The sequence below is a fragment of the Acidovorax sp. MR-S7 genome (assembly GCF_000400995.2).
Lineage (GTDB): Bacteria > Pseudomonadota > Gammaproteobacteria > Burkholderiales > Burkholderiaceae_C > MR-S7.
Genome location: NZ_DF238944.1, coordinates 81,254 through 95,883, shown reverse-complemented (window position 1 = coordinate 95,883; position 14,630 = coordinate 81,254). Strand labels below are relative to the sequence as shown.

Sequence of the window (14,630 nt, the reverse complement as noted above, 5' to 3'; positions counted from 1 at the left end):
GGGAGCCGCTGGGCCGCCTGCGCGCTGCCGTGCACCGGCTTGCGGACGGCACGCCCGACGGGATCCCTGTCGTGGTCAGCCACGACCCGGCCTACCTGCTGCGCGCACCCGACGCCAAGGCCGCCGCCTGGGCCGATCTGTGCCGCGCGCTGGCGCTCGCCCGCCCGGCCGCGTGACCGCCGCTGTCACATTCCCACGCGCCCCGGGTGCGATAATTTCGGGTTGACAACGCAAGGAGACAGTTCCGTGGAAACCTACCCCAGTTGGTAGCTTTCAACTCCCGGCCTGCCGCGGGTTGAAAGCGCCCCCATCCCTCGCAGACGCCGCAAGAATCCCCGGGAGTGAGCCATGCTCAACATCTTTACGCTCGCCAATGGCCGGCTGGTCCAGGAAGAGATCGAATCTCTCGAAGAGCTGGCCCGCTTCCAGCCGATCTGGGTGGACCTGGAGTCCCCCACGCTGGAAGAGAAACGCTGGATCAAGCAGCACTACGGCCTGTCCATCCCCGAAGACGCGATGGACGAGGACATCGAGGAGTCGGCCCGCTTCTACGAAGAGGACAACGGCGAGCTGCACATCCGCAGCGACTTCCTGATCGACGACCACGACCAGCCGCGCGGCGTGCGCGTGGCCTTCATCCTCAACCTCGTCAACGACGAGCTCAAGAGCAAGGGCGTGCTGTTCTCCATCCACGACGAGGACGTGCCCGTATTCCGCCTGCTGCGCCTGCGCGCGCGCCGCGCGCCCGGCCTCATCAACGACGCGCGCGAGGTGCTGCTCAAGCTGTTCGACGCCGACGCCGAGTACTCCGCCGATACGCTGGAGGGCATCTACGACGAGCTGGAGTTGGCCAGCAAGCAGGTGCTTTCGGGCGACGTGACCGACGCGCTGGCCGGCGAGGTGCTGGGTGCCATCGCGCGCCAGGAAGACCTGAACGGCCGCATCCGCCGCAACGTGATGGACACGCGCCGCGCCGTGAGCTTCATGATGCGCAGCAAGATGCTCAACGCCGAGCAGTTCGAGGAGGCGCGCCAGATCCTGCGCGACATCGACTCGCTGGACAGCCACACGGCCTTCCTGTTCGACAAGATCAACTTCCTGATGGACGCCACGGTCGGCTTCATCAACATCAACCAGAACAAGATCATCAAGATCTTCTCGGTGGCCAGCGTCGCGCTGCTGCCGCCCACGCTGATCGCCAGCGTCTATGGCATGAACTTCCGCTTCATGCCCGAGCTGGAGTGGGAATACGGCTACGTCTACGTGGTGCTGCTCATGATCCTGAGCGCCGTGGGGCCGATGCTCTATTTCAGAAAACGCGGCTGGTTGAAATAGCATTCATCCCCCTGAGCGGCTACGCCGCTTCCCCCTTCTCTCGAATGGCTGCGCCATTCGGGAAGGGGACGACGCCGGTGGCCTGGCAAAGCCAGCTCCACGGCGTCCGCTGGTATGGCATGCGCCTGGTTCAAGCCGAAATGGCCTCTAGCGCTTATCCAGAAAGCGCAAGCAGCTCCTATTTTGGGAGCGCCTGCAGAAACCTGTGCACGATGCCATCGGCATAGCGGCTGGCCACGTTCTGCACGAAATGCGCGAAGTCCACGTGGGCGCTGTCGTCCGCGCGGTCGGAGATGGTGCGCACCGCCGCGAACGGCAGGCCGTAGTCGCGGCACACCTGGGCGACGGCGGCACCTTCCATCTCCACGGCCAGCACGTCGTGCCCGGCCGCCAGCAGCGCGGCGCGCAGCGTGCCCGACTCCTGCGCGGTGGAGACGAAGCGGTCGCCGCTGGCCATCAGGCCCGCATGGGTGCGCGGCCGATTTTGCGCATCGCAAATATCCTCAGCGCCCGCCAGGCAAGCGCCAGCAGCTTCCAAAAGCAGCGCGGAAAGCACCGGGTCGCACACCATGCGGGCACCGCCGTAGCCCGGTACTTCCCAGCGCGGGAAGATGGGCGAGGCGTCGATGTCGTGTTGCAGGTAGTCCTGCGCCACCACCACGTCGCCCACCTGCACGCCTTCGCCCACGCCGCCTGCCACGCCGGTGAACACGATGCGCGCCACGCCGAAGCGCTCGGCCAGCACCGTGGCCGTGGTCGCGGCGGCCACCTTGCCGATGCCCGACAGTGCCAGCACCACGGGCTGCCCCTGCAGATGGCCGCGCCAGAAGGCACGGCCGGCATGGGTGATGCGCTCGGGCTGCGCCAGGGCGTGGACGAGGCCGCCCTGCTCTTCGGGCAGGGCGCTGAGGATGGCGGTGGTCATGGCGGTGGCAGGCGTAAAAAAGCCGGGATTATCCCGGCCGTGGCAAGTCGCAGGCGCGGCCTATTTCTTGTCGCGCAGTTCGCGCCGCAGGATTTTTCCGACCGGCGTCTTGGGCAGTTCGGTGCGGAACTCGATCACGCGCGGCTGCTTGTAGCCCGTGAGGTTGGCCTTGCAGAACTCGCGCACCTGCGCCTCGGTGAGCGCGGGCTCCTTCTTCACGATGACGAGCTTGACGGCTTCGCCGGTCTTCTCGTCGGGCACGCCGACCACGGCGCACTCCATGACGCCGGGCATCAGGGCCACCACGTCCTCCACCTCGTTGGGATAGACGTTGAAGCCGCTGACCAGCACCATGTCCTTCTTGCGGTCCACCACCTTGAAGAAACCGCGCTCGTCCATGGTGCCGATGTCGCCGGACTTGAAGAAGCCGTCCTCGGTCATGACCTTGGCCGTCTCGTCGGGACGCTGCCAGTAGCCGGCCATGACCTGCGGGCCCTTGATGGCGATCTCGCCGGGCTGGCCGGTGGCGGAGATGTCGTTGCCCTCGTCGTCGAGGATGCACATGATGGTGCTCGGGATGGGCACGCCGATGGTGCCCGAGAACTCCTTGGCCGTGACCGGGTTGCAGCTCGCCGAGGGGCTGGTCTCCGACAGGCCGTAGCCCTCGCAGATCGGGCAGCCGGTTTTCTCCAGCCACAGCTTGGCCACGGCCGCCTGCACGGCCATGCCACCGCCCACGGAGACCTTGAGGTTCTTCCAGTTGACGGTGTTGAAGTCAGGGTGGTTGGCCAGGCCGTTGAACAGCGTGTTCACCGCCGGGAAGCTGTGGAAGGTGTGCTTGGACAGCTCCTTGAGCGTGCCGGCCAGGTCGCGCGGGTTGGGGATCAGGATGGTCTTGCCGCCCGTGCGCATGCTCAGCATCATGTTCACGGTGAACGCGAAGATGTGGTAGAGCGGCAGCGCGCACACGGCCGTGGGCTGCTCGCTCTCGGGGATCTTGCTCGTGGCAGGCGCGTTCCAGGCCTCGGACTGCAGCACGTTGGCGATCACGTTGCGGTGCAGCAGCACGGCGCCCTTGGAGACGCCCGTGGTGCCCCCTGTGTACTGCAGCAGCGCGATGTCGTCGGGCTGGAGCTGGGGCGCCTTGAACGTGGCGGCCGCGCCCTTGGCCAGCGCGTCGTTGAAGCGCACGGCGCCCGGCAGCTGGAAGGGCGGAACGAGCTTCTTGACCTTGCGCACCACGTAGTTGACCAGCAGGCCCTTGAGGCCCAGCCGGTCGCCCATGGCGCACAGCACCACGTGCTTGACGGGCGTGTTGGCGATGCAGGCCTGCAGCGTGGCGGCGAAGTTCTCGATGATGACGATGGCCTTGGCGCCCGAGTCCTTGAGCTGGTGCTCCAGCTCGCGCGGCGTGTAGAGCGGGTTCACGTTCACGACCACGTAGCCCGCGCGCAGCACGGCCGCCACGGCGACGGGGTACTGCGGCACGTTGGGCATCATGAGCGCCACGCGGTCGCCGCGCGCCAGGCCCAGGCCCTGCAGGTAGGCGGCGAGCTGGCGGCTCAGCGCGTCCGTCTCGGCATAGCTGATGTCCTTGCCCATGAAGCTGTAGGCAGTGCGGTCCGCGTAGTCGCGGAAGGCCTGCTCCATGAGCGCGACGAGCGACGGGTACTGCGACGGATCGATGTCTGCGGGCACCCCTGGCGGGTAGCTCTTGAGCCAAATGCGGTCGGTCATCACCTGAGTCTCCTGGTTTGTTTTATGAGAGGTACGAAGCACCGTGCCGGCAAATTTCAGCACGGTCGTTCTTTTTGCCGCGCGGATTATGCCCTGTCAGCCTTTGAGCGCAGAGAGCACTTCGTCAAGCATCTTCTTCGCATCGCCGAACAGCATGCGGTTGTTCTCCTTGTAGAACAGCGGGTTGTCCACGCCCGCGTAGCCCGAGGCCATGGAGCGCTTCATCACGATGGAGTGCTTGGCCTTCCAGACCTCGAGCACCGGCATGCCGGCGATCGGGCTCGACGGGTCGTCCTGCGCCGCTGGGTTCACGATGTCGTTGGCGCCGATGACCATGGCCACGTCGGCCTCAGGGAAGTCCTCGTTGATCTCGTCCATCTCCATCACGATGTCGTAGGGCACCTTGGCCTCGGCCAGCAACACGTTCATGTGGCCCGGCATGCGGCCCGCGACGGGGTGGATGGCGAAACGCACATCCACGCCCCTGTCGCGCAGCGTCTTGACGATCTCGTTGACCGTGTGCTGCGCCTGGGCCACGGCCATGCCGTAGCCGGGCACGATGATGACGCTCTTGGCCTCGCGCAGCATCTCGGCCGTGTCGGCGGCCGTCACCGGCGCCACCTCGCCCTGTGGCTCGGCCTGTTCGCCGTTCTCGCCCTTCTTGGCAGGCGCGCCGCCGCCCGAACCGAAGCCGCCCGCGATCACGCTGATGAAATTGCGGTTCATCGCGTTGCACATGATGTACGACAGGATCGCGCCCGAGGAGCCCACGAGCGCACCGGTGACGATCAGCAGGTCGTTGGACAGCATGAAGCCCGTGGCCGCGGCGGCCCAGCCCGAATAGCTGTTGAGCATCGACACCACCACGGGCATGTCGGCGCCGCCGATGGCCATGACCATGTGGATGCCGAACAGCAGGGCGACCACCGTCATCACGGTCAGCGGCAGCATGCCGTCGGCCACGGTTTCCGCACGGATGAACTCGCGGCCGAACCAGATCACCACCAGCAGCGCCACGAGGTTGAGCCAGTGGCGCGCGGGCAGCAGCAGCGGCTTGCCGCCGATCTTGCCGTTGAGCTTGCCGAAGGCGATGAGCGATCCCGAGAAAGTCACGGCGCCGATCAGGATGCCGACGTAGATCTCCACCTCGTGGATGACCTTTTCCGCCCCCTGGAACTGCACCGAGGTATCGACATAGCTGGCGAAGCCCACGAGGCAGGCCGCAAGGCCCACCAGGCTGTGCATGAGCGCGACCAGCTCGGGCATCTGGGTCATCTTCACGATCCTGGCGGCGAACAGGCCAACGCCGCCGCCGATGACCAGGGCCGCGACGATCCAGGCGATGCCGCCGGTGCTCACGCGCGGGCCGAACACCGTCGCCAGCACGGCCAGCGCCATGCCGACCATGCCGAACAGGTTGCCGCGGCGCGAGGTTTCGGGGTTGGAGAGCCCGCCGAGGCTCAGGATGAAAAGAATGGCGGCGCCGAGGTAGGCGACGGTGGCAAGGCTTTGGGACATGTTCTGTTCTCCTCGTTGTTCTTGTCGTTGTTTACTTGCGGAACATGGCCAGCATGCGGCGCGTGACCGCAAAGCCGCCGAACATGTTGACGGCCGTGAGCACCAGCGCGGCGAAGGCCAGCCAGCGGATCAGCCCGTCGGGCCGCCCGTCCATGCCGGCCTCCGGCGGCGCAATCTGCACCAGCGCGCCGATGGCGATGATGCTGGAGATGGCGTTGGTCACGCTCATCAGCGGCGTGTGCAGCGCGGGCGTGACGTTCCACACCACCATGTAGCCGATGAAGCAGGCCAGCACGAACACCGTGAAGTGCCCCAGGAAGGCCGCAGGCGCATAGGCGCCGATGAACCAGAACAGCACGGCCGCCACGGCGAAGAGGATGGTCAGCGACTTGGCGGACATGGGCGCACCGGCGCCATGGCCGTGGCCCGATTTCTTCTGCTCCACCGGCGCAGCGGCTGCTTTGGGCGCGGGCGCCGGGGCCTGCTTGAGGGGCGGCGCGGGCCAAGTGATGGCGCCGTCCTTGACGACGGTGAGGCCGCGGATCGCATCGTCCTCCATGTTGACCACGGCCACGCCGTCCTTGGCCTTGCACAGCTCCTCGGTCAGGCGCAGCAGATTGGTCGCATACAGCGTGGACGACTGCTTGGCCAGGCGCGAGGCCAGGTCGGTGTAGCCGATGATGGTCACGCCATGGCGCACCACGGCCTCGCCGGGCACGGTCAGCTCGCAGTTGCCGCCCTGCTCGGCGGCCATGTCCACGATCACGCTGCCGGGCTTCATGCTCTGCACCATCTCGGCCGTGATGAGCTTGGGTGCCGGCTTGCCGGGGATCAGCGCGGTGGTGATGATGATGTCCGCGTCCTTGGCCTGTTCGGCGTACATCTTGCGCTGCGCGGCCTGGAAGCCCTCGCTCATGACCTTGGCATAGCCGCCGCCGCCCGAGCCGTCTTCCTCGTAGTCCACCTTGACGAATTCGCCGCCCAGGGATTTGACCTGGTCGGCCACCTCGGCGCGGGTGTCGTTGGCGCGCACGATGGCGCCCAGGTTGGCGGCGGTGCCGATGGCCGCGAGGCCCGCCACGCCGGCACCGGCGATGAACACCTTGGCGGGCGGCACCTTGCCCGCAGCAGTGATCTGCCCGTTGAAGTAGCGGCCGAAGGCATTGGCCGCCTCGATGACGGCGCGGTAGCCGCTGACGCCCGCCGTGGAGGTCAGCGCATCCATCTTCTGCGCGCGGCTCAGCGTGCGCGGCAGGCAGTCGATGGCGAGCACCGTGGCGTTCTTCGCCGCGAGCTGCTGCATCAGCTCGGGGTGCTGGGCGGGCCAGATGAAGTCGATGAGCGTGCCGCCCTCGCGCATCAGTGCGACTTCGCTGCTGCTCGGCGGGCGCACCTTGAACACGATGTCGGAGGCCGCCCAGAGCGTTGCGGCATCGGGCAGCACCTCGGCGCCGGCGGCACGGTAGGCGTCATCGCTGAAGTTGGCGGGATCGCCCGCGCCGGACTCGATGGCCACCGTGAAGCCGAGCTTGATCAGCTTCTCGACCACGTCGGGCACGGTGGCGACGCGCTTTTCACCAGGGAAGGTTTCCCGCGGCACGCCGATGCGCTGGGCGCCAACGCGCTGGGCGTCAACACGCTGAGCGCTGCTCGGCTGCTCCGTCGGGGGGGTGCTTGCTTGCATGAGAGGTCTCCTCGAGTTTCGTAATCGTTGTGCAAGGCCGCAGGCGGGGCGTGCGCGCTAGGGGACGGCCGCGGCGAACGGGAACGGCGGTATGACCAGGTAGCCGTCCATCATCCCCGTGCTCACGCGCACGGCCTGGGCCAGGTCGTTGCCCCACCGCAGCGCAGGCCGGCCGGCGGCCAGGAATTCCTGGTTGTTGTGCGTCTTGGGACGCAGCAACCGCTGGTCCGCCAGCACGTCCACCGCGACCATGGCCCCGCCTTCGGTAGCGTAGCGGTAGCTCATGTGCGAATACGGCGCGCTCACCGCGAGCTTGCGGCCGGCCATCCACTGCGCGAGTTCCGGCTGGTTCTTCTCGAGCCACTGCGGGCCCTCGACCCAGCGCTTGTAGCGCAGGCAGTCCATGCGCACACGGCTGCCCTGGGTGAAGTCTTCCACGGTGACGCCCTGCTGGGGCGGGCAATAGCCCGGCCAGTACACGGCCCACTCCCGTTCATTGGTCCGGTTGGTCTGCACCCGCACAACGGCCATCAGCTCCTGGCCCGCGCCGCGCAGCCCCAGCGTGCGGGTCTGCAGCGCAATGCGCCCGTCGGGCTCGGGCAGCAGGCGGATGGCCTCGTCGGAAGCGCCCAGGTCTTCCCATGCGCCGGGCGGCAGAACTAGGCGCGACCGGCCCACCGGGTATTCCGTCGGCTGGGGAGCGAGGGGAGCGCATGCCGCCAGCGCCGCCAGGGCGCAGGGCAGCAGGCACCTGATTGTCGAAATCGTCGGATTCATGGAGAAAAAAGTTCAGCTACTGCGCGCCACGCCGGCACCGGCCGACTGACCGCGAGCTTACATGAAGAAACTTCGGACCCCGGCGCACGCCCTGACGCAGGGCAGGAGCACAAAAGAAAACCGGCAGCGCAAGGCTGCCGGTCTGCAGGGCGAAAGGCGGGGAAACGCTCAGTTCACGATCTGCGCCAGCTCGCCCTTGGCGTACTTGGCGGCCATGTCGGCCAGCGAGTAGCCCTTGACCTTGGCGCCCTGGCCTTCGCAGCCGAATTCCAGGTAGCGTTGCTTGCAGATGGCCTTGGCGGCTTCGCGCGCAGGCTTCATCCATTCGCGCATGTCGAACTTGTCGGGATTCTCGGCCTGGAACTTGCGCACCGCGCCGGTCATGGCCAGGCGGATGTCGGTGTCGATATTGATCTTGCGCACGCCGTGCTTGATGGCTTCCTGGATCTCCTCCACGGGCACGCCATAGGTTTCCTTCATCTTGCCGCCGTACTGGTTGATGATGGCCAGCAAGTCCTGCGGCACGGACGAGGAACCGTGCATCACCAGGTGCGTGTTGGGCAGGCGCGCGTGGATTTCCTTCACGCGCTGGATCGACAGGATGTCGCCCGTGGGCTTGCGCGTGAACTTGTAGGCGCCGTGGCTGGTGCCGATGGCGATGGCCAGCGCGTCGAGCTGCGTGGCCTTCACGAACTGGGCGGCCTCCTCGGGGTCGGTCAGCAAGGCCGAGTGGTCCAGCTTGCCCTCGGCGCCCACGCCGTCTTCCTCGCCGGCCATGCCGGTTTCGAGCGAGCCCAGGCAGCCCAGCTCGCCCTCGACCGTGGCGCCGATCTTGTGAGCCATCGCGACCACCTGGCGGGTCACGTCCACGTTGTAGGCGAAGTCGGACGGCGTCTTGCCGTCCTCGCGCAGCGAGCCGTCCATCATCACCGAGCCGAAGCCCAGGTCCAGAGCGCCCTGGCAGATGGCCGGCGAGGTGCCGTGGTCCTGGTGCATGACCAGGGGAACGTGCGGATAGGCCTCGCAGGCGGCCTGGATCAGGTGCTTGATGAAGCTCTCGCCCGCGTATTTGCGGGCTCCGGCGCTCGCCTGCAGGATCACGGGCGCGCCCACCTCATCGGCGGCGGCCATCACGGCCTGCACCTGCTCCAGATTGTTGACGTTGAAGGCGGGAATGCCATAGCCGTTGTCGGCGGCATGGTCGAGCAGTTCGCGCATCGAGACGAGAGGCATGGGGGTGGATCCGTTCGAGGGTAATGGAGAGAACGCGGCTGTAACCGCTTGGTAACTCCGGGATTCTACCCAAGCCCTCTTCGGGCGACGTGTCCCCTTGTATCGCCTCGATGGTCCGCCGTCCGGCGGACCCTGGCGCTCACTGCGCCCGGCAGATCTTGAGCATGTTCGTGCCGCCAGGCGCGCCCATGGGCTCGCCGCAGGTGATCACGTACAGGTCGCCCTGCTGCACGATGTTGCGCATCTTCAGGTGGCTTTCGGCCTGCTCCAGCGCCGTGTCGCGGTCGGCGCTGGTGTCCATGAGCAGGGGGCGCACGTTGCGGTACATCGCCATCTTGCGCTGCGTGGCCACCTTGGGAGTGAGCGCGTAGATCGGAATGTGAATACGGTGGCGGCTCATCCACAGCGCCGTCGAGCCGCTCTCGGTCATCGCCACGATGGCCTTGGCGCCCAGGTGGTGGGCCGTGAACAGCGCGCCCATGGCGATGGACTGGTCGATGCGGCCCAGCGTCTGGCCGGTGAAGTCGGAATCGCGCTCGGGATCCTCCGCGGCCTCGGCGGCGGCGCAGATCTTGGCCATCTCCTCCACCGTCTCCAGCGGATAGCGGCCGGCCGCTGTCTCGGCGGAGAGCATCACCGCGTCGGTGCCGTCGAGCACGGCGTTGGCCACGTCGCTCACCTCGGCACGCGTGGGCACGGGGTTGGTGATCATGCTCTCCATCATCTGCGTGGCGGTGATGACGACTTTGTCCATGTCCCGCGCCATGCGGATCATCTTCTTCTGCAGCGCGGGCACGGCGGCGTTGCCCACCTCGACGGCCAGGTCGCCACGGGCGACCATGATGCCGTCGGACACGTGCAGGATCTCCTCCAGGCGCGGGATGGCCTCTGCCCGCTCGATCTTCGCGATCAGGCCCGGCTTGTGGCGGTATTCGGCGGCCGCCACGTTGCAGAGCTGGCGCGCCATCTCCATGTCGGTGGCGTTCTTGGGAAAGCTCACGGCCACGTAGTCGGCCTGGAAGCTCATCGCCGTGCGGATGTCCTCCATGTCCTTGGCCGTGAGCGCGGGCGCCGTGAGGCCGCCGCCCTGCTTGTTGATGCCCTTGTTGTTGGACAGCTCACCGCCCACCTTCACCGTGGTGTGCACGGCCTCGCCGCGCACGGCATCCACGGTGAGGACGATGAGGCCGTCGTTGAGCAGCAGCATGTCGCCCGCGCGCACGTCGCGCGGCAGCTCCTTGTAGTCCAGCCCCACGCCGGCGATGTCGCCGGGCTCGGTGCGGGAGGCGTCCAGGACGAAGGCCTGCCCCGGCTCCAGCATCACCCGGCCTTCGGCGAACTTGCCCACACGGATCTTGGGGCCCTGCAGGTCGGCCATGATGGCCACCTCGCGTCCGGCGCGCTGGGCCGCCTCGCGCACCATGGCGGCGCGGTCCACGTGGTCCTGCGCCTTGCCATGGCTGAAGTTCAGGCGCACCACGTTCACGCCGGTCGCGATCATCTTCTCCAGCAGTTGCGGGTCGCTCGAAGCGGGGCCCAGGGTGGCGACGATCTTGGTGGCGCGGCGAATCTGCATGGGTTTGTCTCTGCGGTGAATGTAATCGAGTTTCTATTTTTGCACAGAACCGGTTACATACCGGTTCCCAAAATCGGCCGTCACCCGCGCATCAGTGCCTCGATCTCGCCGCCTTCGACCGGCACGCCGCGCGTGATGAGCTCGCAGCCCCCTTCGGTGACGATGGCGTCGTCCTCGATACGGATGCCGATGCCGTGGAAACGCTCGGGCACGCCCGGCGCCGCGCGCACGTACAGGCCCGGCTCGATCGTCAGCACCATGCCGGGCCGCAGGATGCGGCTGGGGCGGTTGGTGATGGTCTCGCCCGACAGCGGATCCTTGCGCTCGCTGGACTGGCCCGCCTCGGACGGCTCGACATAGCTTCCGCAGTCGTGCACGTCCATGCCCAGCCAGTGGCCCGTGCGGTGCATGTAGAACTGGAAGTAGGCGCGGCTCGCGATCGCATCCTGCGCCGAGCCCACCTTGTCCGCATCGAGCAGCCCCAGGTCCAGCAAGCCCTGGGCCAGCACGGCGACGGTGGCGTCGTGCGGGTCGTTGAATCGCGCGCCCGCGCGGGTGGCTGCGATGGCCGCCTTCTGGCTTTCCAGCACCAGGTCGTAGAGCGCGCGCTGCGGGCCGGTGAACCGGCCGTCGGCCGGGAAGGTGCGGGTGATGTCGCTGGCATAGCCGTCCAGCTCGCAGCCCGCGTCGATCAGCACCAGCTCGCCCGCGCGCACGGGGGCGGCGTCGGCGCGATAGTGCAGCACGCAGGCGTTGGCGCCCGCGGCGACGATGGAGCTGTAGGCGGGGAACTGCGAGCCCTCCTCGCGGAAGGCGTGCAGCAGCTCGGCGTCCAGGTGGTATTCGCGCACGTCCTGCCCCGCGCGCAGCATGCGGGCACTGCGTTGCATGGCGCGCACGTGGGCGCGGGCGCTGATGGCGGCGGCGCGGCGCATCACGTCCTGCTCGTGCGCGTCCTTCACCAGGCGCATCTCGTCGAGCAGCGTGCACAGGTCGTGCTGCTGCGCGGGGCACAGCACGCCGTAGCGCACGCGCGCGCGCACCGCGTTCAGCCAGCCTTCCACGCGCGCGGCCAGGCCCTGGTGCGTGGCGAAGGGGTACCAGACGCTGGCACGGTTATCCAGCAGGCGCGGCAGCAGCGTGCCGAGCTGGGCCGAGGAATGCGCCGCATCCACCTCCAGCGCGGCCACGGCGGCCTCGGGGCCGAGGCGGTAGCCGTCCCAGATCTCGCGCTCCAGGTCCTTGGGCTGGCAGAACAGCGTGCTCTGGCCCTCGGCCGTGAGCACCAGGCACGCCTCGGGCTCGGTGAAGCCGGTGAGGTAATAGAAATAGCTGTCGTGCCGGTAGGGAAAGTCGCTGTCGCGGTTGCGTTGCTGCTGGGGCGCGGTGGGCACGATGGCGATGCCGCCCGGGCCGAGTTGGGAAGCGAGGCGGGCACGCCGTTGGGCGTAGATGGAAGTCATGCGCCGCATCGTACTGCGCCACAGGCTACAGCGCCGAAGACAGCAGGCTCCCGCCCGCGAGCAGCAGCAGCCCGCACACGATCCAGCGCACCGCGGCCACGGGCAGGCGCGGCGGGTGGCGCGCCTGCAGCCAGGTCACCCCCGTCACGACCGGCACGGCCAGGGCGCTGGCCCAGACCGTGTGCCAGGGCATGCCGCCGGCCGCCACCACCACGGCCAGGCGCACGGCCGAGCATGCGAGGAACAGCGCCACCAGGCACTGGCGCACCACCGTCGCCGGCAGCGGCTGGCGGTACATGTGGTAGACGACGGGCGGCCCCGCCGTGGAGAACAGCCCGCCCAGCACGCCCGACAGCAGCCCCACGCCCCAGAGCACCGGCGCGGGCGACGGCGTGGCGCGCGGGCGCGAGCGCGCCAGCAGCAGCACGGCGCAGGCGATGATGGACACCCCCAGCAGCACGCGCAGCCCGTCCAGCGCATGGCCGCTGAGCCAGTACAGCAACCCCAGCCCCACGCCCACGCCGGGCACGCCGCTGGCCAGCAGGGGCCGCAGCAGGTCCCAGCGCGGCGCAGCAGGGTGGCTGCGCAGGTACACCGCGCCATTGATCACCGACAGCACGCTGGCCACATTGGCCGCATCCGCGATGGGCATGAGGTGCAGCGCACCCGCCGCCCCCACGAAAATCAGCGCGAAGGCGAACCCGGTCAGGTTCTGGCAGAACGACGCCACCGCCACCAACAGCGCCATCTGCGCATACTCCACGATACCCACACGCACTCCCGCAAACCAAACCGCCGGTTCTACCACTGACCCGCCCCTGGCTGCCCCGCCCTTCAGCGATTGAGCGCGGCCAGCCGCTCGGGCGTTCCCACGTCCGTCCAGCGGCCGGCGTAGCGCTGCGCGGTGACGCGGCCCGCGTCCATGGCGCGGCGCAGCAGCGGGGCCAGCGGCGCGGCAACGCCCTGCGGATTGCCGGGCGCGATCTCGCACCAGGGCGGCGCGAACAGCTCGGCGCGCAGCAGCGCGAGGGTGCTGTAGGTGAAACGCTCGCGCGTGTCGCCCTCGGGCAGGTCCAGCGCAAGCCCCTGCGGCGACAGGCCGAAGTCGCCGCGCGGGTGGTGCGGCGGGTTGGGCACCAGCCACAGGTGGGCCAGCGCATCGCTGGCGGCGAAGCGCCGGGCGGCCTCGGGCTCGAAACGGAAGTCGGGCGCGAACACGTCGCCCGCCGCCAGCCAGAACACCGGCCCCAGCAGCGGCAGCGCACGCGCGATGCCGCCGGCCGTCTCCAGCGCGCGGCCGAAGTCGCGGCCCTCGTGCGAGTATGAAATCGATAGCTGCTCGCGCTTGTCCAGCAAGGGCTGGGAGCCGAAATGGCTTGAAATCTGCTCGCCCAGCCAGGCGGTGTTGACCACCACCTGCCGCACGCCCGCGTCCTGCAGGGCGCGCAGGTGCCACTCCAGCAGCGGGCGGCCCTGCACCTGCAGCAGGGGCTTGGGGGTGTGGTCGGTCAGCGGGCGCATGCGCTCGCCGCGGCCGGCGGCGAGCAGCAGGGCGGGAATCGTCGAGGCAGTCATGGGCGCGCAGTGTAGAGGCCCATAATGCGCGCTCGCTTTCGCCCGCCGCCATGACGACGCCCGCACCTTCCTCCGCCGCTGCCCGCCAGCGGCTGTGGCACGCGCTGGGCATGCTCTGCGGACTGGGCCTGGGGCTGGCCCCGATCGCGCCCGAGGTCTGCGCCGTGCTGCGCGCGCTGGTGGGCGCCGATGCGGCGGCGCTGTTCTGGCTCGACGCGCAGGGGCTGCCCGAGGGCTTCTTCCACGAGGACTCGCCAGCCGGCGCGCAAGACCTGTTCCTCAACGAGTTCAGCCGCCTGTTCGCCGGCCCGGGCGAGATCAACGTGCACACGCTCGCACGCGCCGACGGCCCGCGCATCGGCCAGCTGCTCTCGCCCGGCGCGCAGTTCTTCCGCTCCAACTCCTACAACCTGCTGGTGCGCGCCAGCGGCCACCACCACACGCTGGACCTGCGCGTGGAGGTGGCAGGGCGCACGCGCGCCATCGCCATGCTGTTCCGCGCGCCGGGCACGGGCTTTTCCGCGGGCGACGCGGCGCTGCTGGAGCGCGCCTCGGGCTGGCTCGCGCGCGCCTTCGGCGCCCCTCCGGCCGCCCTGCCCGCGCATGCCGAGGGCACCGGCCCCGTGGGCCATGTGGTGCTGGACGCCGAGGGGCGGCTGCCGCTGTTCGCCGACGAGACCGCCGCGCAACTGCTGCGCCAGGCCAACCTGCGGGGGCTGGGGCTGCGCGCGGGCCCGGTGGCGCTGCCGCCCGACCTGCCCCAGCGCCTGGGCCTGGCGCGGCCGGGCGCGGCCGCGCGCATCGCCG

General features: G+C 68.7%; 11 protein-coding genes and 1 pseudogene. 2 read left to right on the top strand and 10 right to left on the bottom strand.

Annotated elements, in window-relative coordinates:
- Positions 1-348 precede the first annotated feature (348 nt).
- Positions 349-1,335, top strand: a complete 987-nt coding sequence (gene corA, locus AVS7_RS15155; RefSeq protein WP_020230607.1) for a magnesium/cobalt transporter CorA — start codon at positions 349-351, stop codon at positions 1,333-1,335.
- A gap of 178 nt (positions 1,336-1,513) precedes the next feature.
- Here the strand turns inward: corA and AVS7_RS15150 are convergent, their stop codons facing one another.
- From AVS7_RS15150 to AVS7_RS15105, 10 genes are all read right to left on the bottom strand, one after another.
- Positions 1,514-2,260: a 5'-methylthioadenosine/adenosylhomocysteine nucleosidase gene (locus tag AVS7_RS15150; RefSeq protein ID WP_020230606.1), complete on the bottom strand. Its 747-nt coding sequence runs from the start codon at positions 2,258-2,260 to the stop codon at positions 1,514-1,516.
- A 60-nt stretch (positions 2,261-2,320) separates the two neighbouring features.
- A complete protein-coding gene (locus AVS7_RS15145) occupies positions 2,321-3,997 on the bottom strand; it encodes a long-chain-fatty-acid--CoA ligase (RefSeq protein WP_020230605.1) in 1,677 nt (558 codons plus the stop codon).
- Between the two features lie 96 nt (positions 3,998-4,093).
- Positions 4,094-5,515, bottom strand: a complete 1,422-nt coding sequence (pntB, locus tag AVS7_RS15140) for a Re/Si-specific NAD(P)(+) transhydrogenase subunit beta (protein ID WP_020230604.1) — start codon at positions 5,513-5,515, stop codon at positions 4,094-4,096.
- A gap of 31 nt (positions 5,516-5,546) precedes the next feature.
- Entirely contained in the window at positions 5,547-7,199 is a 1,653-nt protein-coding gene (locus tag AVS7_RS15135; RefSeq protein WP_024001641.1) for a Re/Si-specific NAD(P)(+) transhydrogenase subunit alpha, read from the bottom strand.
- 57 nt (positions 7,200-7,256) lie between these two features.
- The gene (locus AVS7_RS15130; RefSeq protein ID WP_024001640.1) at positions 7,257-7,976 is read right to left on the bottom strand and encodes a hypothetical protein; all 720 of its coding nucleotides are present in this window, start codon (positions 7,974-7,976) and stop codon (positions 7,257-7,259) included.
- A gap of 168 nt (positions 7,977-8,144) precedes the next feature.
- Positions 8,145-9,209 carry a class II fructose-bisphosphate aldolase gene (gene fba / locus AVS7_RS15125; protein WP_034691695.1) on the bottom strand — a complete coding sequence of 355 codons (1,065 nt, stop codon included), beginning with the start codon at positions 9,207-9,209 and terminating at the stop codon, positions 8,145-8,147.
- Between the two features lie 139 nt (positions 9,210-9,348).
- The gene (gene pyk, locus AVS7_RS15120; RefSeq protein ID WP_020230600.1) at positions 9,349-10,785 is read right to left on the bottom strand and encodes a pyruvate kinase; all 1,437 of its coding nucleotides are present in this window, start codon (positions 10,783-10,785) and stop codon (positions 9,349-9,351) included.
- An 80-nt stretch (positions 10,786-10,865) separates the two neighbouring features.
- On the bottom strand, positions 10,866-12,248 hold the full coding sequence (locus AVS7_RS15115; RefSeq protein WP_020230599.1) for an aminopeptidase P N-terminal domain-containing protein: 1,383 nt from the start codon (positions 12,246-12,248) through the stop codon (positions 10,866-10,868).
- A 25-nt stretch (positions 12,249-12,273) separates the two neighbouring features.
- On the bottom strand, positions 12,274-12,996 hold the full coding sequence (locus tag AVS7_RS15110; protein ID WP_049696938.1) for a TSUP family transporter: 723 nt from the start codon (positions 12,994-12,996) through the stop codon (positions 12,274-12,276).
- 86 nt (positions 12,997-13,082) lie between these two features.
- Positions 13,083-13,823 carry a nucleotidyltransferase family protein gene (locus AVS7_RS15105; RefSeq protein WP_020230597.1) on the bottom strand — a complete coding sequence of 247 codons (741 nt, stop codon included), beginning with the start codon at positions 13,821-13,823 and terminating at the stop codon, positions 13,083-13,085.
- 50 nt (positions 13,824-13,873) lie between these two features.
- Between AVS7_RS15105 and AVS7_RS15100 the strand changes: the two are divergent.
- Positions 13,874-14,630 (top strand): annotated as a pseudogene (locus AVS7_RS15100) (hypothetical protein); the annotation flags it as partial.